The sequence below is a fragment of the Prevotella sp. P2-180 genome (assembly GCF_002251435.1).
Taxonomy (GTDB): domain Bacteria; phylum Bacteroidota; class Bacteroidia; order Bacteroidales; family Bacteroidaceae; genus Prevotella.
This window is the reverse complement of record NZ_NPJI01000034.1, coordinates 74,175-94,612: the sequence shown is the minus strand read 5'-3', so window position 1 is coordinate 94,612 and position 20,438 is coordinate 74,175. Positions and strand designations below refer to the sequence as shown.

Sequence of the window (20,438 nt, the reverse complement as noted above, 5' to 3'; positions counted from 1 at the left end):
TATAATGTAAGGATTATGAAAAAATTACTGCCTATAGTACTTGCAGCTTCACTGATGGCCGCATGTAACACTCCGGAAAAGATTTCGTATTTCCAGAATGTACCGCTGAATACATACGAGACCATCGGAGCTGACAATAACATAAGACTGAGGCCGCAAGACCAGATTTCTATTATTGTGACCACAAAGGACGCTGAGATTACCTCGATCTTCAATCTCTCACGCTCACAGTATCGTGCCGGTTATACAGAACTAAGGCCCGACTACCAAGGTGAGGTGTCGGGATATACGCTCGACTCAAAAGGGGAAATTGACTTCCCTATTATTGGCAGGATAAAGATTGGAGGACTGACCAGAAGTGAAGTGGCGCAGAAAATAAAAAACAAAATAATTGAAGCGAAAATGGTGAAGGACCTGGTAGTGACGGTTGAGTTCCTCAACCTTTATTTTTCTGCCGTGGGAGAAGTGAAGAAACCGGGAAAATATGCCATCACAAGAGACCGTATCTCGCTGCTTGAGGGATTGGCAATGGCGGGCGACCTGAACATTATGGGACGAAGGGATGCCATTTACGTGATAAGGGAGGAAAACGGACAAAGGGTGTCGCACGAGGTGGACATCAGGAAGAAGGAACTGTTTGAATCTCCCGTGTATTATCTCAAGCAGAACGACGTGATATATGTCGTGCCGAATGAAGTGCGCGCCGGTCAGTCGACACTTAACGACAATACCCTGCTGTCCACCAGCTTCTTCCTCAGAAGCGGCTCTTTCCTCACGTCGCTGGGCTATCTGTTGTTTAAATAAAAGGAGTTAACTTCTTTAACTTAATAAATGAGGAGTGAGAAATCCCACTTCTCGTATTTAGAAACAGATAACTATTACAACAATAATGGACAATATCACAAGAAAAATTGCAGATCTGCTGCAACTGCCGACAAGGAGCGTGGAAAACACTCTTGAACTGCTTAAGGAAGGATGTACAATACCTTTTATCGCAAGATACAGAAAGGAACGTACTGGTTCGCTCGACGAGGTACAGATAGCGGCTATCAGCGACTTCAACAACAAACTCACTGAACTCGAGGCACGGAAAACCACCATCCTCAAAACCATTACCGAACAAGGAAAGCTGACGCCGGAACTGGAAAAAAGAATAAGGGAATGTGAAGACGCGGAAATACTTGAAGACATCTATCTGCCGTACAAGCCTAAGCGTCGAACCAAGGCTCAAGTGGCTCGCGAACAGGGACTCGAGCCTCTGGCTACCCTTATTTGTCTCGGACGAGAATCTGACCCCATGGCTGCAGCAAAACGATTTGTAAAAGGAGATGTGAAAACGGCTGCCGATGCCATCAAGGGTGCTCAATATATCATTGCCGAAATGGTGAGCGAAGACGAAAAGGCACGCCAAACTGTCAGAAGGTCGTTCGAACGCGAAGCCACCATCTGCTCTAAAGTGGTGAAGGAAAAGGCAGATAACGAGGAAGCTGCAAAATACCGAGACTATTTCGACTGGAAAGAACCTCTCAAACGCTGCCCTTCACACCGTTTGCTCGCCATGAAAAGAGGAGAGGCTGAGGGCATATTGCGAATTTCCATCTCAACCGACGACGGCGACTGCCTCTTCAGACTCCGCAGAAGCCGCGTCAACGGGAAAGGACCATGCGCAAGACTAATGGAGGAAGCAGTAGACGACAGCTATAAGCGACTAATAGAACCTTCAATAGAAAACGAGTTTGCAGCCAGAAGCAAGGAAAAGGCAGACGAAGAAGCAATAAAGGTGTTTGCCGAAAACCTTCGACAACTCCTCATGTCGGCTCCTCTCGGACAAAAAAGGGTGATGGGTGTAGACCCTGGATTTCGTACTGGATGCAAGGTGGTGTGTCTCGACCAGCAAGGCAACCTGCTCCACTACGAGGCAATATTCCCCCATCAGCCTGTATCAAAGACAAGGGAAGCTGCAGCTGCCGTGGAACGCTTGGTGGAGCTATATGGAGTGGAAGCAATAGCCATAGGCAACGGCACTGCAAGCCGTGAGACTTCGGCGTTCATAAAGTCAATAAAGTTCATACATAATGTAAAGCAGTTCGTGGTGAGCGAAGACGGTGCGTCGGTGTATTCTGCTTCGAAAATTGCAAGAGAGGAATTTCCCGACAAGGATGTCACAGTCAGAGGGGCGGTGAGCATTGCGAGACGACTCATGGACCCACTGGCAGAACTCGTGAAGATAGACCCGAAGAGCATCGGAGTGGGACAATACCAGCACGACGTTGACCAGTCGAAGCTGAAGAAGACGCTCGACCTGACTGTAGAGAGTTGCGTAAACACCGTGGGAGTGAACCTCAACACCGCAAGCCAACATCTGCTAACCTATGTCAGCGGACTCGGCCCTACCCTCGCGAAAAACATCGTGGACTTCCGACGAGACAACGGCCCGTTCACCAACCGTAACCAATTGAAAAAAGTGCCGAGGCTCGGTCCTGTGGCTTTCCAGCAATGTGCAGGATTCCTAAGAATACCCGAGTCAGCCAATCCACTCGACAACAGTGCCGTACATCCTGAATCGTACAAGATTGTGGAGAAGATGGCAAAAGACAATGGCTGCACTGTGCTACAGCTGATGAAAGACGCGGAAAGGAGGAAAACCATCGACCTGAAAAAATACGTCACCGAAACCATTGGCATGCCAACACTCAATGACATAATGAAAGAACTGGAAAAACCTGGACTGGACCCAAGAAACCAGATTGAGGAGTTTGACTTTGCTGAAGGCATCAATACCGTAGACGACTTGAGGGAGGGCATGGAGTTACCTGGTATAGTCACAAACATCACCAATTTCGGCGTGTTTGTAGACATTGGCGTACACCATGACGGGCTCATCCATATTTCCCAGCTCGCCGACCGATATGTCAGCGACCCCAACGAAGTGGTGAAACTTCATCAACATGTAAGGGTTAGAGTGATGGAAGTGGACAGAAAAAGAAACAGAATATCACTGAAGAAGATATCCCAGTGATTCGAGGAAATAAAACCTGGCAAACATCTGTCTTCCATTCAAGGCCGCCTAGATACAAACAATAAATATTTATGAGAAAGAAAAGCAGAGAGATGGGTGCCGACTGGGCACTTGAGGTGATGGACAAGGCTCCATATATTACAGCGAGTATGGCAGATGGCGACGGAATGCCTTATTCCGTTCCGCTGTCCTTGGCTCGCACCGACGAGAAAACATTTTATTTCCATTGTGCCACAGAGGGAAAGAAGTTGGACATACTGCGGGAGAAACCACGCGTATGCCTTACAGCCGTGAGCAAATGCAAGCCTACGGTAGGTCCGAAAGACGGAAGTTTCACACTGGAATTCAAGTCTGCCATTGCATTTGGCAAGGCGGAAATAGTTGCCGACGACAACGAAAAGCGTGAGGCACTCCGCGCAATTTGCCAACGTTTCCTGCCCAACCACATGGATGCTTTCGACGCTGCCGTGGCGCGGAGCATGTCGCGCACTGCCGTGGTACGCATCACACTGACTGAGCCTCCTGTGGGCAAGCGCAAGCAGTATGACGCCAACGGGGACGAGATGAAATACGGGCGAATGGAATAATAGTCGAGTTGACAAGGAGACCCGCGAAAAAACCTTGTCACGCTTGTCACGCTGTCACACTTACGTCCACTGCTACGCAACCCCAGAGGAACAACCCTACGTATTGTATTAGCGACTACATTTTGAACTTGTTTTACATCCGCGGTTTGTCGCCAAATGGGCGGCGGGCAGCGGATGAAAAGCGTCAGGCGGGGAAATTTTGCGCGCCAGTTAGGCAACAAATTTTCCTCAGTTGGAAAGCGGTTGAGCTGGGGTGAGGCGTGACAGCGTGACAAGCGTGACAAGGGTTTTTCGAGAGTGTCACTTTGTGAATTTTACTTACTATATTTACTTCTCTTTTATATATATAATATATTATATATATAAAAGAGAACTATTATATGCGGAAGAGTGGATAGGAAAAAAAGGTTGTCACGCTTGTCACACTGTCACACTTATCAATAAAAGTTTTCGACTTTTCCTTTGACATTTCACTCTTTTGCACTACCTTTGAATAAGGTAGGCTGCGTCTCGGAAATAAAAATAAAAGTTTTTCGACTTTTATTTTGTATTTCACTCAACTTGCACTACCTTTGCATCCACCTAATATAAACATAGAATTATGAGCGAGAAAATAATAATACCTATTGTGGGCATGCGCTTCAGCAAAGTCTTTAAGGGCTTGACCAAGGACGAGGCAACAAAGAAATCAGAAGAGCTTCTCGAAGGCATCTCTACGGGAGAACGTGTGGTGCTGATGGCTGAGAACGACAATCCACACGACCCGCTGGCAGTGATTTCCTACATGAAGGGCGACTTCTACGGATGGGTGAAAGCGGCACAGAAAAACATCGTGCGACTGCTGATGAAGGACGACCAGGTGGTGGCCACTTATGTCTGCGGAAGCCATGTCACCTACTTCGTGGAGATAGAGACCGAAGGACCTCTGGAACTGCACTGGGAAAAGCTCTACTCCATGGACACATGTCCGCTGAACGACAGAATAGTCACGTCGATGCCTTTGGACGAGCGACGCATTGCCGCCGAGGAAAGCGAGTTTCGCCGACTGCTTGCTGAGGTGAAAAGAACAAACCTCCATTCGGCGGAGGTTTGCTCATGTGGAGACCTCGATTCTGTCGAGGGTTGCTCATGTAGTGACCTTCATTCGATGAAGGTTTCCTCATGTAGTGACCTCCATTCTAATGAGGTTACTAAACTTCGAGCGGCGTTCATGGATTGCGCCGAGCGCATGGTGGAGAGCTTGGGCTGCTCACTCTCGCGGGAGTCGGAACTGACAATGAGTTATGTTGCCACGTCGCTTATGATGCTTGTTGCCGACCCGAAGTCGAAAGAATGGGGCGGTGAGAAACTGGAGCAACTTGCGGAGAAAGCCGAGCGCAAGGCTGCCGACACCACACGCGACACAGGCGAAGCCATTTTCAACACTATGCTTGACAGTGCACTCAACGACACAGTGATGTTCGACAGGTATGAGCACTCCAAGGGGTGTGAGATTGGAAAAATGAAAGTCACTCAAAGGAGGAAATGTGCAGGTGAACTGAAAGAGTGGCTAAGGACTATGGCAAGTCTCTACGACCTGCTCACTCCGCTTGAAGACAAAAACTGGAAGGAGTTGGCGGCACAAATAAGGTATCTCGCGCTCGCGCGTACCGATTTATATAGAGTGATGGCAGCCATCGCCTTGGTGAAGAAACTGGAGGACAGCGGCGAGAAGAGTGCCTACAAGGGAAGAAAGGAAGAAACTCTCTTCACCACCGAGGAGGAATGTCGCAAAAAGGCAGAGGAAATGAAGGCTTTGTTGGGCGACAAGGTGAAAATAGGGTTAGACACCAGCGCGGAGAATCCGTTGTCATGTGCTGTGGTTGACATCGTGAAGAAAAAATGGAAGGTCGCAAATCCCAACACCCCAGCTCTAATCCGCTTCCTAACCCAATATTGCGGCATTGAACTGAAGAAGCAAGAAAAGTCGGTAAGCAACAAACTGCGCGATTTATTCCGCTAAGTTGCGAAAAATAAGGGATAAAACAGCAGCAAAATTCATCAAACACAAGCATATTCAAAAACATATTTCGGCATATTTATAAGCATAAAAACACACGAGGAAAAACAGAAAAAAGAGTGTACCTTTGCGGCAGAATCCTGCGAATAGTTTGCAGGAAAATAAAATTTTTCAAAAACATGAGTACATATAGAATACACACAGTGATGGGCATCAAGATGATGCACCTCGTGAAAAGCCGCGAAGAGTACCTTCGCCTTAGAAACAGTGGCAACCAGATTGCCAACGTTAGTGAAGCCAGAAATGGCAACATTGAAGCCAAGAGAGATCTTGTGCAGATGAACTATTCTTGTCTGCCCGCCTCGGGAGGACTGCTGCGTGGAGCAACAAGGCAGTCGAACTCAGTGGGCATGGACCTCGACTTCGACCCCATGCGTCCCGACTACGACCAGCTGATGGCTGAACTGCCGGCGAAGGTCATCGAAAAGAAGGACGAGCTCGGTCTCCTGATGCTCGAGCGTTCTGCCACGAAGGGATTCCACGTCGTGTTCCGCCGAAGAACCGAAATGAGCCAGGTGGAGAACCTCGAGTGGGCAAGCCGACTCATCGGAGTGGAGTTCGACAAGGGAGCAAAGGACATCACACGAGTGTTCTACACCACCACCGCCAGCGACGACGACCTTCTCTTCCTCGACGACGACCTCTTCACCGGAGGCGAGCCGACAGACGAAAGCCCCTCGGCAGTGCAGGCTCTGCTCGAAAAGTCGAGGGCAAGGACAGCCGAGCTGAAAGCCGCTGCCCAACTGAAAGCCGCTGAGGGAAAAGACCCTGACGAAAACGCCAGCCCCGCCGTTTCAACCGACAGCCCTTCTGCTTCGGAAGGCTATTTGGGCTTCTCGTGGAAACAGATTATCGACAAGTACTTCGACCTCTACAACAACGGCAAGGAGCCTTCGGCTGGCAACCGAAACACCCTCACCTTCGAACTGTCGCAGGCTCTTGCCCCGCTGGTTGACTATAACGCCGACCGACTGCTCGCCATCGTGCCCCGCTACGACTCGCTGCCCGAACAGGAGTGGCGCACAACGGTGACCAATGCCTTGCAGAAGCGCTGGAAAACCATGCCCCGACGCACCTCGGAGGTGATGAAGGCACTGAAGAACGAGGAACTGAAAAACTATCTCGGAGGCACTGCACTGATGCCTCCCGAGATGCCCAAGAAACTGCCCGCCGCACTGAAGCTCCTGACCAGCAAGGTGCCTGAGCCTTACAAGGCTTGCGTGGCTGAGGGCGTGTTCCCCGCACTTGCAGCCCATCTCCACGACGTGAAGTTCCGCTACATCGACAACACCGAGCGCGAGGCAACACTCATGGCTCTGCTCATTGCACCAATGTCAACAGGAAAAAGCTCGGTCAACGTGCCTATTAACAAGGTGATGGCCGACATCGTCGAACGCGACAACATCAGCCGCGAGAGGGAGATGGAGTGGAAGCGCAAGAACCCCTCGTCGAAAAGCAAGGCTCGCGACCCACGACCTGAGGACATCTGCATACAGGTGCTCACCTCCGACCTCACCAACGCTGCCTTCAACCAGCGCATGTTCGACGCCGACCGAAACGGCCACCGCTACCTCTTCCTCAAGACAGACGAGCTCGACTCGATGAGGAACGTCACCTCGCAGCGCAGCATACAGCAGCTGTCGGTGGTGGTGAGAAACGCCTTCGACAACGCCGAGCACGGACAGGAACGAGTGGGCGCCGACTCAGTGACCGGCAAGGCTCCGCTGCGCTTCAACTTCCACACCTCGTCAACGCCTTCCGTAGCCAAGGCCCTGCTCAAAAACTCGTCCATCGACGGAACTCTCTCGCGCCTTTCCGTCTCGAGCATAGAGAAGGAGCAGACAATGGGAGACATACCCAAGTATGGCATCTACGACGACAAGTTCGACGCCGATCTCAAGCCCTTCATCGACCTGCTCAACCGGGCCAACGGCTTCATCGAGTGCCAGCAGCTCAACGCGCTCATTGAGCAGTTGGTAGTGGAGAGCAAGGACATCGCTTTGCAGTACGACTCCGAGGGCTACGAGCTGCTCTCGCGCCGAGCCTGCGTCATAGCCTTCTGCAAGGGCATGGTGCTCTACATCCTGAACGGATGCCGATGGTCGAAAGACATCGGCGACTACGTCCGCTGGTCGCTCCGCTACGACCTTTGGTGCAAGATGAAGTACTTCGGAGCCATCTTCGAGGAGGAGCTGGACAAGGAGAACAAGTCGCTCCGCGAGGGTATGGTGAGCCTCTACGACCTGCTGCCCGACACCTTCACCATCGACGAATATCGCCGCGTGAGGGTATTGCAGGGAAGGTCGGCAGACGGAATGGCAACCCTTCGCAAGTGGCGCAGCCGCTCGCAGATTGAGTACGACAGCATAGGCAATGTCTATGTGAAAACCAAGCGTCGGGCTGCATAGCGTGACAGCGTGACAAGCGTGACAAGGTTTTTCCCCGTGTTTACTTGTCAACAAAACAAAGGCAAGCACCCTCTGCGGATGCTTGCCCTTTGTTTGTTAATGGAGTATAAAACGTCTTTAACAGTTGTCTCTTCTTTTTTTTTGCTATTCTCTATTGCCTGCAACCATATACGAGCAGTATTTGCTGAGCAGATTGGCTAATGGCAAATCTCTTTTCCGGTATCGCTCTGCATCAAGATTCAGAACTCTTTCGCAAATAGTTTTTTTCCCTTTGAACATTGCTTTGAGATATTGAATGCCGTTCTCTTCTACAATGTTTACATCAGTGAAGAATTGTGTCAAGTCCTCAGCGTCATAGACGATGGAGTAGCTGGGACGCTTTGCCCCTGGAATGTCTTCTGTCAGTATGTTTTTATCCACGAGATCCTGAATGTCACGTATGGCAGTGTCCTTCGAGCACTTTGCCAATGTTGCCCATGTCTTTGACGTTATCTTTGCTTCATAGCCTTCAAGAAAGAGATTGAGCATCCGGGTCTGACGTTCGGTCATTGGCACTGCCGACGCCTTCTGCCAGAAGAAACTCTTATTCAGTATTGTGGTGACGATGGCGTCTGCCTCGTCAAGTGCATCAACCAATTTCTGCATATACCACACCAACCACTCCGTAATGTCGCCATCGCCATGCTGCATGCGCTCCAGAATGTCATAGTAGTGATTCTTGTCTTTGTTAATCTGTGACGAGACATTATAAAAACGGAAATCACTCTTCTCTCCACGAGCCAGAAGTATGTCTGAAAGAATGCGGGCCAATCTGCCATTGCCATCCTCGAAGGGATGAATGCTCACAAACCAGAAATGGGCAACGGCAGAACGAATGACGCTACTCACAGGCTCCTCGCCATCAAACCAAGCGAGGAACTTGTGCATCTCTTCTTCTACACGGTCAGGCGAAGGAGCAATATAGTGGATTTTCTCGCGCCCGAACATTCCGCTGACGATATGCTCCTCGTTTGTTCGGTATTTGCCAATCTCTATCTGGCTGCCTTCACTATAACCCGAGGGGAAGAAAGCGGCTTGCCAAGCACATAGTTTCTCTTTGCTGAGAGGCATATCATAGTGCTGTACTGCTTCAAGCATGACCCCCACAACAGAGTCAACATAGTGCGAAGGTGCAGTATATTTCACGTTTTCGATTCCCAGTTTCCTTGCAATGGAAGAACGTACCTGGTCCACATTCAGGCGTATACCTTCAATCCCTGATGAATAAACCACATCGTGAGTCAAATTCTCTGCCATAGCCCGCAACTTGCTGTCGAAGCCAAGCGAACTCAACCTACCATAAAGCAATCCTTGCTTGCGGCATACCACCTCCAGAAGGAGCGATACCTCCGAGTCGTTCCATCTAAAGTTTGTCCAATTATCTCTTTCGTGTATATACATAGTCAAAATGTTAATGCGACATTATATGATATATATCGTCGCAAATTATGCGGCAAAATTACTAAAATATTGTCGAATAACCAAATATTTTGGGTTAATAACGCATAATATGCGACGATTTTATATCAATCTTTTAAAAAAGGCAAGCACCCATAGAAAGGATGCTTGCCTATTATTTAATGCATCATAAACGACTGGATAGCATTCTTTTTAATGTTCTGAAAGTCGCTGTCGTTTCATCAGGTTGCTTCCTGCTTAGATAAAACGTATCTCCGCTCAAGGTCGTGATTTGAATAAAACAAGTGTCGGAATAAGTAAATAGCACTATATGTCTATCGTCCTTAGTGATGAAGTTTCCCAATCTTGTTCTTCCCGCAGCAAAACCGTTTGAGCGGAACTTTATTTCCGGCAAACTGGTATTCAAACTGACATCTTTTATATCACTGTAATTGATGGCTCTTCCGTATATTCCGTGAATACTTATGTTGTCTCTGTTTATGGATAAATCCAAATCTCCACTGGCTTGACAAGCCACGACAGAAAAACCGGCAATACTCAATACAAAGCAGACGGAAATTGTAAATACTAAAAATCTATTGCCTTTCATACACCTGCTAATTGACAATCCTTCAAAAATTTACGAAAGAGACAAGTGCCTGTTTGTTAAGCACTTGCCTCTTATCTTATTAATTTTCAGTATCTAAGGATTACTCCTCGACAGCAGCCTGCGCCGCTGCCAGACGTGCGATAGGCACGCGGAATGGAGAGCAGCTTGCGTAGTTCATGCCAATCTTGGCGCAGAACTTCACTGAACTTGGCTCACCACCATGCTCACCGCAGATACCGCAACGGAGGTTCTGGCGAACGCCACGACCCTTCTCTACTGCCATCTTGATGAGCTGGCCAACACCCTTCTGGTCGAGAACCTGGAATGGGTCAACCTTGAGAATCTTCTTGTCGAGATATACTGGCAGGAAGCTGGCGATGTCGTCGCGAGAGTAACCGAAGGTCATCTGTGTGAGGTCGTTGGTACCGAACGAGAAGTACTCTGCCTCAGTGGCGATGCGGTCGGCTGTGAGGGCTGCACGAGGAATCTCGATCATTGTACCAATCTCAAACTCAATCTCAACGCCATACTCAGCGAATACCTCCTTGGCAGTCTTCTGGATAATCTCCTTCTGCTGCTTGAGCTCGTAGAGGATACCGATGAGCGGAACCATGATCTCTGGCTTCGGATCCTTGCCTTCCTTCTTCAGCTCGCAAGCTGCAGAGAGAATGGCGCGAGTCTGCATGGCTGTAATCTCAGGGAATGTGATACCCAAACGGCAACCACGGTGACCGAGCATTGGGTTGTTCTCGGCGAGAGAAGCGACACGACGCTGGATGGTGGCAACATCTACACCCATCTCGTCTGCCATCACCTGCTGACCTGCAAGATCGTGTGGTACGAACTCGTGGAGTGGCGGGTCGAGCAGTCGGATGTTAACCGGACAGCCATCCATAGCCTCAAGGATGCCCTTGAAGTCGGCCTTCTGGTAAGGCAACAACTTGGCAAGTGCCTTCTCACGACCCTCAACAGTGTCGGAGAGAATCATCTCGCGCATTGCCACAATCTTCTTGTCCTCGAAGAACATGTGCTCAGTACGTGTAAGACCGATACCCTTTGCACCGAAGGCGCGAGCCACCTGTGCATCGTGTGGAGTGTCGGCATTGGTGCGAACCTGCAGCTTGGTGTATTTGTCGCAGAGGTCCATAAGCTCCTTGAAGTCGCCGCTGAGCTCAGCAGCCTTGGTTGGAACCTCACCTGCATAAACCTGACCTGTGGTTCCGTTCAGCGAGATGTAGTCGCCTTCCTTATATACAACGCCGTCTATTTCAACGGTCTTAGCCTTGTAGTCAACATTGATGCCACCAGCACCTGACACGCAGCACTTGCCCATACCGCGAGCCACAACGGCAGCGTGAGAGGTCATACCGCCACGGGCTGTCAAGATACCCTCGGCAGAAGCCATACCGGCGAGGTCCTCAGGTGAAGTCTCTATGCGGACCATGATAACCTTGTGGCCATCGGCGTGCCATGCCTGTGCGTCGTCGGCGTGGAACACAATCTGACCGCAGGCTGCACCTGGAGAAGCAGGCAGACCCTGAGTGATGACCTTTGCCTTCTGCAGGGCGAGCTTGTCGAATACGGGGTGAAGCAGCTCGTCGAGCTTCTGAGGCTCGCAACGCATGATGGCAGTCTTCTCGTCGATCATTCCCTCGTGGAGAAGATCGATGGCAATCTTCACCATGGCAGTACCTGTGCGCTTGCCGTTACGTGTCTGGAGGAACCAGAGCTTGCCTTCCTGTACGGTGAACTCCATGTCCTGCATGTCGTGGTAGTGCTTCTCGAGCTTGTCCTGCAGGTCGTTGAGCTGTGCGTAAATCTCTGGCATTGCCTCTTCCATTGAAGGATATTTCTCTACACGCTCCTCTTCGCTGATGCCAGCGCGCTCAGCCCAGCGCTGCGAACCTATCTTTGTAATCTGCTGTGGTGTGCGGATACCAGCCACAACGTCCTCGCCCTGTGCGTTTACGAGATACTCACCGTTGAAGAGGTTCTCGCCGTTACCGGCGTCGCGGCTGAAGCAAACACCAGTGGCTGATGTCTCGCCCATGTTGCCGAATACCATAGCCATAACGCTCACGGCAGTACCCCACTCGTCAGGAATACCCTCCATCTTGCGATAAAGGATTGCACGCTCGTTCATCCAGCTGCGGAACACAGCGCAGATAGCGCCCCAAAGCTGCTCGATTGGATCGTCGGGGAAGTCTTTTCCTGTGCGCTCCTTGATGGCTGTCTTGAAGAGTGTGACGAGTTTCTTCAGTTCCTCAACAGAAAGGTCCTTGTCGAGCTTCACGCCACGCTCTGCCTTTACGCTCTCAATGATTTCCTCGAACGGGTCGATGTCTTCCTTGTTAACTGGCTTCATCTCGAGCACCACGTCGCCATACATCTGTACGAAGCGGCGATAAGAGTCGTAAACGAAGTGTGGATTGTTAGTCTTTGCTACCAATCCCTCAGCAACCTCGTCGTTGAGACCAAGGTTAAGGATAGTGTCCATCATACCAGGCATAGAGGCACGGGCACCAGAACGTACACTGACAAGCAATGGATTCTTCACGTCACCGAACTTGGAATTCATCAATTCCTCAGTATGCTTTACGGCAGCGTTCACCTCGTCCTGAAGTATTTCCTTGATTTTTTCCTGACCAACCTCGTAATATTCGTTACAGCAGCTGGTTGTGATTGTAAAACCTGGAGGAACCGGGACACCTATAAGGTTCATCTCGGCTAGGTTTGCACCCTTGCCGCCAAGTTCTTCACGCATTTTGGCATTTCCTTCGGCCTTACCGTTACCGAAGGTATAAACTCTTTTTTCACTCATAAGTTAGTTGTTGTATATTTAAAATATGTATAGTTTTATTTTTTCTGCAAATATACGGTTTTTTTGGCTATGCTGCAAGAAAAAATTGAAAAAATATATTATTCGTATCTAATTTTGTAGAATAATTCGTATATTTGCACCGAAAAATTGAAAAAAATAGATAAATGAGCAGAAAAAAGAAACCTTTTCCAGTGCTGGAAAATATCACTATCACGGATGTGGCGGCTGAAGGGAAGGCACTGACAAGAGTGGGCGAAATGGTAGTGTTTGTGCCTTTTGCAGTACCTGGCGACATCGTTGACTTACAAATTAAAAAAAAGAAACATAGCTACTGCGAGGCTGAGGTGGTGCGCTTTATTAAATATAGTAATGTACGCGCGACACCTAAGTGTGAGCACTTCGGTGTCTGTGGCGGTTGCAAGTGGCAAAACCTGCCCCACGAAGAGCAGTTGAAGGGTAAAAAGAAACAAATTTATGACCAACTGAGAAGAATTGGCAAGGTGGAGCTGCCTGAATTTCAGCCTATCATGGGATCGGTGAAAACTTTCGAGTATAGAAATAAACTCGAATTCGGATGCTGCAACAAAAGATGGCTTACCAAGGACCAGGTGGCTTCGGGGTTTAAATATGACAACATGAACGGCATCGGATTCCACATCACTGGGGCTTTCGACAAGATATTGCCAATAGAAAAATGCTGGCTGATGGACGACACTCACAATCAGATACGTAACGCCATACGAGACTATGCCTTCGAAAACAACCTGAACTTCTTCGACCTCAGAGGACAGAAAGGTCTACTGAGAGACATCATCATAAGAAACTCTAACACAGGTGAATGGATGGTGATTGTGCAGTTTCACTACGACCAGGAGGGTGACGAGCAAAAAGCCAAGGCACTTTTGCAACACGTAGCGGACAGATTTCCGCAGATTACCGCACTGATGTATGTGAACAACCAAAAATGCAACGACACCATTGGCGACCAGGACGTGATGGTGTTTAAGGGTAACGACCACATATTTGAGACAATGGAAGGCCTGAAATTCAAAGTTGGTCCAAAAAGTTTCTATCAGACCAATACCGATCAGGCTTATCTCCTATACAAAGTAGCTCGAGAGTTTGCACAACTCACTGGCGAAGAAATCGTCTACGACCTGTATACTGGTACGGGGACTATAGCAAACTTCGTGGCACACAAGGCAAAAAAGGTGATAGGCATTGAGTATGTGCCTGAGGCTATAGAGGACGCTAAGGTGAACTCACAGGTGAACGGAATAGAAAATACCTCTTTCTTCGCCGGAGACATGAAGGACATCCTGACCGACGATTTCATTGCTGAGCATGGTAGGCCTGACGTAATCATTACCGACCCGCCAAGGGCTGGCATGCATCCAGACGTGATAAGTGTGATAATGAAAGCAAGGCCAAAACGTATTGTATATGTAAGCTGCAACCCTTCAACCCAAGCTCGAGACTTACAATTGCTTGATGCTGAATATAAGGTGGTTAAGGTGCAGCCTGTGGATATGTTTCCACACACACCACATGTGGAAAACGTTGTACTATTGGAATCAAAGAATAATGAATTAAATAATTAAAAAAGGTCTGAGACCTTAAAGGGTAATGAAAAAAAAGTATATTATCGTTGCCGTGGCTGCTGCAATGTCTGTTCAGATGAAAGCCGCAGAGGAAACAGAAACCACTGCTAAGGAAACAAAAAAAGAATTTAAACTTGGTGACGTGATGAGCAAACCGAAGTTTTCGGGATATATGATAGGAAACTACAACTCAACGTTTCAAGACGACAATAATATTAACACATTTAGCATAAGACTCATACGCCTGATTATGACCGGAAGAATTCTCAACGACTTTGAGTATAAGCTGCAGGGACAGGTGAATGGTAACTCTAGCACTTACGGCGAGTCGCCTAGAATAGTAGACATGAGCGTGGAGTGGCTGAAGCATAAGGAGTTTAAGATAAAAATTGGACAATTCAAACGTCCGTTTACTTTCGAAAACCCCATGAACCCTATCGACATCGGATTTAACTCCCAGGCCCAGAGTGTGCTCAAACTGGCTGGATTCAACGACCGTACTGGCGAGCAGTCAAGTAGCGGTCGCGATATAGGTGTGCAAATGTCGGGCGACCTCCTTCCAAATAGCAATGGACACACGCTGCTACACTACGAGGTGGGCGTGTTTAACGGACAAGGCATCAACCGCAAGGATGTAGGCAACCAGAAGGATGTCATTGGAGGCTTTTGGGTGTCGCCCATCAAGGGAATGCGCATTGGCGGATTCGGATGGATCGGATCCTATGCCCGCACAGGAGTATGGACGGAAGGCGGGGTTGAAACATCAGGCACACGTAAGGTCAGCCGATACCGCTATGCCATATCAGCAGAATATAAGGATGCCGACTGGCAGATACGCTCGGAATACATACACAACACAGGCGGAGCATTTAAGAAGACCGCCAACAACAGCAGCGACCTTATCGACTGCAACCTGAACGAAAGTCTTGGCGACCGTGCCGACGGCGTATACGTGGCTTTTGTAGCTCCCATCATCAAGGGTAAGCTAAGGGCAAAAGCACGCTACGACCTCTATAGAAATGCTGGCGATTGGGCATCGGCAAAGACCATATACAAAACCGGTATCAACTACCTGTTCTGTAAAAACCTTGAGATACAGACTGAGTATTCGCTGGTAAACGACCGTAGTCTCGCAAACCACAACTACAGTATGGCAGACGTACAGTTTAGTGTTAGATTCTAACGATAATAACTATCTGATTATGAAATTTATATCTATAATTCCTGCAAGATACGCTTCAACACGGTTTCCCGGCAAGCCGTTGGCCCTTCTCTGTGGTAAAAGTGTGATACAGAGGGTATACGAGAAGGTGAGTGGCATAATAGAAGAGACATGGGTTGCCACCGACGACGAAAGGATATTCAACGCAGTGAAAGACTTCGGCGGCAAGGCGGTGATGACACGCAACGACCATAAGAGCGGTACCGACCGCATAGAGGAAGCCATAGAGAAAATAGGCGGCGACTTTGACGTGGTAATCAACGTCCAGGGAGACGAACCGTTTATTCAGGCTTCTCAGATAAAGACCGTGTGTGACTGTTTCGACGACCCGTCGACAGAGATAGCCACATTAGGAAAGCCATTCGGCAACGACATGGATGCAGTAAGCAACCCGAACTCGCCGAAGATAGTAGTCGATAAGAGAGGATATGCCATGTATTTCAGTAGAAGCATCATTCCATTTGTAAGAGGCAAGGATGAAAAAGAATGGCCCTTCTCCTACCCTTTCCTAAAACATATAGGACTATACGCCTACCGACGCAACGTGCTAAAAGAAGTGACACAACTGCCGCAAGGCGAACTGGAAAAGGCGGAAAGCCTCGAACAGCTGAGATGGCTTGAAAACGGATACAGGATAAAAGTGGGACTTACCGACGTGGAGACCGTAGGCATAGACACACCTGAAGATCTGGTAAGGGCAGAGGCATTTTTGACGGGTGCCGAACACTGATAACCAAAGTTACAATATGGGTAAAGACGAATTCAGATTCAGACATTTTGCCATAAGACAAGACCGTTGTGCCATGAAAGTGGGCACCGACGGAGTTTTGCTAGGCTCATGGGCATGCAGCAGAAAGGCTGATGCCTGCATGAGGGTGCTGGACATAGGCACTGGCACAGGACTGATATCATTGTTCATAGCCCAGAGGTTTCCAAATGCTATAGTCACAGCCATAGACATAGACGCAGAAGCGGCAGAACAGGCAAGCGACAACTTCAGGTTGTCACCATTCAGCAAACGGTTAAGTTCACAAGCTATGGCACTTCAGGATATGGGAGAAACAGAGCTGTATGACTTGATAGTATGCAACCCGCCGTTTTTCACCGATTCGCTAAAGAGTCCAAACACTAACCGCACCATAGCCCGCCACACCACAACGCTCACCTTTGCCGATATAGCCCGCAAGACAAGCCGATTGCTCTATGACGACGGAATACTGGCGGTGATAGTACCGGCAGACAGTAAAGGGAAGATGGAGTCTGAAGCAATATTCAATGGACTTAGTTTGCAAAGACAATGCTATGTAAAGACCAAAGAAGGCAAGCCACCAAAGCGAGTGATGATGGAATTTGGCAGGAAGGCAGGAGGACTAAGAGAAGAAATAATAGTGGTAGGAGGAGAGGATTATCAAGCCATAACAGGTAAATTCTACCTATAAAGCGTTAAAGAGTTAAAAATGATACCCAAAAATAGGTATTATATCAAAAAAAAATATTACTTTTGCAGTGCTTTAAAGCAAGTATTTATTATTCATTTTTAAATAAACACAGAAGAATATGCAGTATTCTAACGAAGTCAACAACATGTGCGTTGTTGCAAAGGGTCCAAACCATGGACCAGCACCAATTCCTGAAGAGGGAAAATGGATTCAGGCAAAAGAGATTAAGGACATCTCTGGTTATACCCACGGTGTGGGTTGGTGTGCACCTCAGCAGGGAGCTTGCAAGCTTTCACTGAACATCAAGGAGGGCATCATCCAAGAGTGTCTTGTAGAGACAATTGGTTGTACAGGTATGACACATTCAGCTGCCATGGCTTCTGAGATCCTTCCTGGCAAGACCATTCTTGAGGCTCTGAACACAGACCTCGTTTGCGATGCCATCAACACTGCCATGCGTGAACTGTTCCTGCAGATTGTCTATGGTCGTTCACAGAGTGCTTTCTCAGAGGACGGACTCGTTATCGGTGCCGGACTTGAGGACCTCGGTAAGGGTCTGCGTAGCCAGACTGGTACGCTCTATGGCACAGTAGCCAAGGGTACACGCTACCTTGAGCTTACCGAGGGTTACATCACCAAGATGTTCCTCGACAAGGACAGCCAGGTTTGCGGCTACGAGTATGTTCACCTCGGCAAGATGATGGAAGCCATCAAGGCTGGTATGGATGCCAATGAGGCAGTGAAGAAGTTCACAGGCTCTTACGGACGCACCAAGGCCGAGCAGGGAGTTGTTAAGAGTATTGACCCACGTAAAGAATAAGGAGGAACATATATGATTAGAGAAGTGAAATTCGAAAGCCAGGAGCGTCGTATCAAGCAGGTTATCGCCGCTCTTAACGAAAACGGTATCAAGGATATTGAAGAGGCTAATCAGATTTGCGAAAACGCAGGTGTAGATCCTTATAAAATTTGTGAGGACACTCAGGGTATCTGCTTTGAGAATGCCAAGTGGGCTTACGTTTGCGGTGCTGCAATAGCTATCAAGAAAGGTGTAAAGAGTGCTGCTGAGGCTGCTGAGGCAATCGGTATCGGTCTTCAGTCGTTCTGCATTCCTGGTTCTGTGGCCGATGACCGTAAGGTAGGTATCGGACATGGTAACCTCGCTGCACGTCTGCTTCGTGAGGATACACAGTGCTTCGCTTTCCTCGCCGGTCACGAGTCTTTCGCTGCCGCTGAGGGTGCCATCAAGATTGCAGAGATGGCTAACAAGGTGCGTAAGAATCCTCTACGTTGCATCCTCAACGGATTAGGCAAAGATGCTGCCATGATTATCAGCCGTATCAATGGTTTCACATACGTACAGACCAAGTTTGACTACTATACAGGTAAGGTAGAGGTGGTAAACCGCATAGCTTATTCTGACGGACCTCGTGCCAAGGTAAACTGCTATGGTGCCGATGATGTTCGCGAAGGTGTTGCCATCAACTGGCTTGAAGATGTTGACGTATCTATCACAGGTAACTCAACAAACCCAACCCGCTTCCAGCACCCAGTAGCCGGTACTTACAAGAAGGAACGTGTGCTCGCAGGAAAGCCTTATTTCTCAGTGGCTTCTGGTGGTGGTACAGGTCGTACACTCCACCCAGACAACATGGCGGCAGGTCCAGCTTCATACGGTATGACCGATACTCTCGGCCGCATGCACTCTGACGCTCAGTTTGCCGGTTCTTCTTCTGTACCTGCTCACGTTGAGATGATGGGCTTCCTTGGTATGGGTAACAACCCTATGGTAGGTGCTACAGTAGCCGTTGCCGTAACAGTAGACATGGCTATTAATAAGAAGTAAGTTGACTCATCGACTATTCGACGAGTTGATACACGAAATAAAGGCCTCTGTGTTTTAGTCATTGACTTTAACGCAGAGGTTTTTCTTTGGTTACAGGTCGCTTTTTTGCTACATTTGCAAAACTAAAAAAAAACAGACAGGAATATGACAATACTTTTTTTAATAGCTGTAGCTGGTATGGCTTTAATGGCCTATGTGGGCTACTACATTGGCAAGACATCGCAGGAACGAAGGATAAGCGAGATAAAAGACGCTTACGGCAGACAGCTCGACGTGCTAAAGGAGATGAACAGAAAACAGGTGGAAGACCAGCTTGCAATGATTAGGCAGCAGATGGTGGCCACCTCGGAGGAAGTGCTAAAAAAAAGACAAGATGAGCTGGGGGAAAGAAACAGTGAACAGGTATCGAAGATTATTGACCCGCTGCAGAAAAGTCTGAAAGACATGCAGGAGGCTTTCGACAATTCGAAAAAACAACAGTATGAAGCGTTGGCGCGTCTTGACGAAACCATTAAGATAAACATGCAGAAAAGCATTGCACTGGGTGAGACGGCAGACCGCCTTACAAGGGCACTGACTGGAGAAGTGAAGGTGCAGGGCAACTTCGGCGAACTGAAGCTCAAACAACTGCTCGAAGATATGGAACTGAAAGAGGGTGAGCAGTTTGACACTCAGGAGACGCTGAAAGATAAGGCCGGAAGCAAGGCTAAGGGCGACGACGGCAAGGGACTTATCCCCGACTTCATCCTCCATTTCCCAAACAATCGCCATGTGGTGGTAGACTCGAAGATGTCACTCACTGCATACGAGAAATATATGAATGCCGAAGATGGCAGTGAACAGAAAAAAGAATGGCTCCGTCAGCATCTCATGAGCGTAAGAGCGCAAGTGAAACGATTGGCGAAAAAGGAATATACAAATTACCTGCCTAACGGATACAACCGCCTGAACTTCGCAATAATGTATGTGCCGATTGAAGGAGCACTCAACCTCGCATTGCTCAACGACGACACACTATGGCGTGAAGCTTATGACGACGGAGTGCTGATACTTGGACCGCAAACTATGTATATGAACCTTAGAGTACTGGAAATGATGTGGACTCAGGTGAGACAGCTCACCAACCAGCAGGCTATGATGGATGCCGCAAACATTGTGGTGGAAAGGGTGCAGGACTTCGGTATCAGGTTTATGGATGTAGAAGCAAGCATGAATGAAACCATAAAAAGAATGGGAAAACTGAAAATCACCACTTCGGAAAGCGGACCAAGCATCATCACTGCAGCACGCAATCTGATAAAGGCTGGCGCAAAGGAAAACAAAAAGAAAAAGTCACTGGCTGAAATGGACGAGACAATGTTTATCGAATAAGACATCATTTCTTAACCT

The 20,438-nt window shown here is 48.5% G+C and carries 15 protein-coding genes; 12 read left to right on the top strand and 3 right to left on the bottom strand.

What is annotated here, in order from left to right:
• Positions 1–12: 12 nt before the first annotated feature.
• From CIK98_RS05545 to CIK98_RS05525, 5 genes are all read left to right on the top strand, one after another.
• Positions 13–804: a polysaccharide biosynthesis/export family protein gene (locus CIK98_RS05545; protein ID WP_371683243.1), complete on the top strand. Its 792-nt coding sequence runs from the start codon at positions 13–15 to the stop codon at positions 802–804.
• An 85-nt stretch (positions 805–889) separates the two neighbouring features.
• Positions 890–3,019, top strand: a complete 2,130-nt coding sequence (locus CIK98_RS05540) for a Tex family protein (RefSeq protein ID WP_094383274.1) — start codon at positions 890–892, stop codon at positions 3,017–3,019.
• 71 nt (positions 3,020–3,090) lie between these two features.
• Positions 3,091–3,606, top strand: a complete 516-nt coding sequence (locus tag CIK98_RS05535; RefSeq protein WP_094383273.1) for a pyridoxamine 5'-phosphate oxidase family protein — start codon at positions 3,091–3,093, stop codon at positions 3,604–3,606.
• A 601-nt stretch (positions 3,607–4,207) separates the two neighbouring features.
• On the top strand, positions 4,208–5,608 hold the full coding sequence (locus CIK98_RS05530; RefSeq protein ID WP_094383272.1) for a hypothetical protein: 1,401 nt from the start codon (positions 4,208–4,210) through the stop codon (positions 5,606–5,608).
• A 176-nt stretch (positions 5,609–5,784) separates the two neighbouring features.
• Positions 5,785–8,073 (top strand): hypothetical protein, encoded by a 2,289-nt coding sequence (locus tag CIK98_RS05525; protein WP_141210417.1) that lies wholly within the window; start codon positions 5,785–5,787, stop codon positions 8,071–8,073.
• Positions 8,074–8,217: 144 nt separating this feature from the next.
• On the opposite strand, the gene CIK98_RS05520 is transcribed toward CIK98_RS05525, so the two are convergent.
• From CIK98_RS05520 to ppdK, 3 genes are all read right to left on the bottom strand, one after another.
• A complete protein-coding gene (locus tag CIK98_RS05520) occupies positions 8,218–9,513 on the bottom strand; it encodes a Fic family protein (protein ID WP_094383270.1) in 1,296 nt (431 codons plus the stop codon).
• Between the two features lie 184 nt (positions 9,514–9,697).
• Positions 9,698–10,120, bottom strand: coding sequence for a hypothetical protein (locus CIK98_RS05515; protein WP_094383269.1), 423 nt, complete (start codon positions 10,118–10,120; stop codon positions 9,698–9,700).
• Between the two features lie 100 nt (positions 10,121–10,220).
• A complete protein-coding gene (gene ppdK, locus CIK98_RS05510; protein WP_094383268.1) occupies positions 10,221–12,941 on the bottom strand; it encodes a pyruvate, phosphate dikinase in 2,721 nt (906 codons plus the stop codon).
• A gap of 164 nt (positions 12,942–13,105) precedes the next feature.
• Between ppdK and rlmD the strand changes: the two genes are divergently transcribed.
• From rlmD to rmuC, 7 genes are all read left to right on the top strand, one after another.
• Positions 13,106–14,542 (top strand): 23S rRNA (uracil(1939)-C(5))-methyltransferase RlmD, encoded by a 1,437-nt coding sequence (rlmD, locus tag CIK98_RS05505; protein WP_094383267.1) that lies wholly within the window; start codon positions 13,106–13,108, stop codon positions 14,540–14,542.
• A 25-nt stretch (positions 14,543–14,567) separates the two neighbouring features.
• Positions 14,568–15,725, top strand: a complete 1,158-nt coding sequence (locus CIK98_RS05500; protein ID WP_094383266.1) for a porin — start codon at positions 14,568–14,570, stop codon at positions 15,723–15,725.
• Positions 15,726–15,744: 19 nt separating this feature from the next.
• On the top strand, positions 15,745–16,494 hold the full coding sequence (gene kdsB, locus CIK98_RS05495) for a 3-deoxy-manno-octulosonate cytidylyltransferase (protein WP_094383265.1): 750 nt from the start codon (positions 15,745–15,747) through the stop codon (positions 16,492–16,494).
• Positions 16,495–16,510: 16 nt separating this feature from the next.
• Positions 16,511–17,203 (top strand): tRNA1(Val) (adenine(37)-N6)-methyltransferase, encoded by a 693-nt coding sequence (locus CIK98_RS05490; protein WP_094383264.1) that lies wholly within the window; start codon positions 16,511–16,513, stop codon positions 17,201–17,203.
• A 118-nt stretch (positions 17,204–17,321) separates the two neighbouring features.
• Positions 17,322–18,023 carry an iron-sulfur cluster assembly scaffold protein gene (locus tag CIK98_RS05485; protein ID WP_094383263.1) on the top strand — a complete coding sequence of 234 codons (702 nt, stop codon included), beginning with the start codon at positions 17,322–17,324 and terminating at the stop codon, positions 18,021–18,023.
• Positions 18,024–18,035: 12 nt separating this feature from the next.
• The gene (locus tag CIK98_RS05480; RefSeq protein ID WP_094383262.1) at positions 18,036–19,049 is read left to right on the top strand and encodes a GGGtGRT protein; all 1,014 of its coding nucleotides are present in this window, start codon (positions 18,036–18,038) and stop codon (positions 19,047–19,049) included.
• A gap of 144 nt (positions 19,050–19,193) precedes the next feature.
• Complete coding sequence (gene rmuC, locus CIK98_RS05475; RefSeq protein ID WP_094383261.1) at positions 19,194–20,420, top strand: DNA recombination protein RmuC; 1,227 nt, start codon at positions 19,194–19,196, stop codon at positions 20,418–20,420.
• The last annotated feature ends 18 nt before the right edge of the window (positions 20,421–20,438 follow it).

What these genes read in the sequence shown, in the direction of transcription:
- CIK98_RS05530 (WP_094383272.1), top strand. Translation starts at nt 4,208, where the DNA reads ATGAGCGAGAAAATAATAATACCTATTGTGGGCATGCGCTTCAGCAAA.
- CIK98_RS05525 (WP_141210417.1), top strand. Translation starts at nt 5,785, where the DNA reads ATGAGTACATATAGAATACACACAGTGATGGGCATCAAGATGATGCAC.
- CIK98_RS05520 (WP_094383270.1), bottom strand. Translation starts at nt 9,513, where the DNA reads ATGTATATACACGAAAGAGATAATTGGACAAACTTTAGATGGAACGAC.
- CIK98_RS05490 (WP_094383264.1), top strand. Translation starts at nt 16,511, where the DNA reads ATGGGTAAAGACGAATTCAGATTCAGACATTTTGCCATAAGACAAGAC.
- CIK98_RS05480 (WP_094383262.1), top strand. Translation starts at nt 18,036, where the DNA reads ATGATTAGAGAAGTGAAATTCGAAAGCCAGGAGCGTCGTATCAAGCAG.
- CIK98_RS05485 (WP_094383263.1), top strand. Translation starts at nt 17,322, where the DNA reads ATGCAGTATTCTAACGAAGTCAACAACATGTGCGTTGTTGCAAAGGGT.
- CIK98_RS05515 (WP_094383269.1), bottom strand. Translation starts at nt 10,120, where the DNA reads ATGAAAGGCAATAGATTTTTAGTATTTACAATTTCCGTCTGCTTTGTA.
- rlmD (WP_094383267.1), top strand. Translation starts at nt 13,106, where the DNA reads ATGAGCAGAAAAAAGAAACCTTTTCCAGTGCTGGAAAATATCACTATC.
- CIK98_RS05540 (WP_094383274.1), top strand. Translation starts at nt 890, where the DNA reads ATGGACAATATCACAAGAAAAATTGCAGATCTGCTGCAACTGCCGACA.
- rmuC (WP_094383261.1), top strand. Translation starts at nt 19,194, where the DNA reads ATGACAATACTTTTTTTAATAGCTGTAGCTGGTATGGCTTTAATGGCC.
- CIK98_RS05500 (WP_094383266.1), top strand. Translation starts at nt 14,568, where the DNA reads ATGAAAAAAAAGTATATTATCGTTGCCGTGGCTGCTGCAATGTCTGTT.
- ppdK (WP_094383268.1), bottom strand. Translation starts at nt 12,941, where the DNA reads ATGAGTGAAAAAAGAGTTTATACCTTCGGTAACGGTAAGGCCGAAGGA.
- kdsB (WP_094383265.1), top strand. Translation starts at nt 15,745, where the DNA reads ATGAAATTTATATCTATAATTCCTGCAAGATACGCTTCAACACGGTTT.
- CIK98_RS05535 (WP_094383273.1), top strand. Translation starts at nt 3,091, where the DNA reads ATGAGAAAGAAAAGCAGAGAGATGGGTGCCGACTGGGCACTTGAGGTG.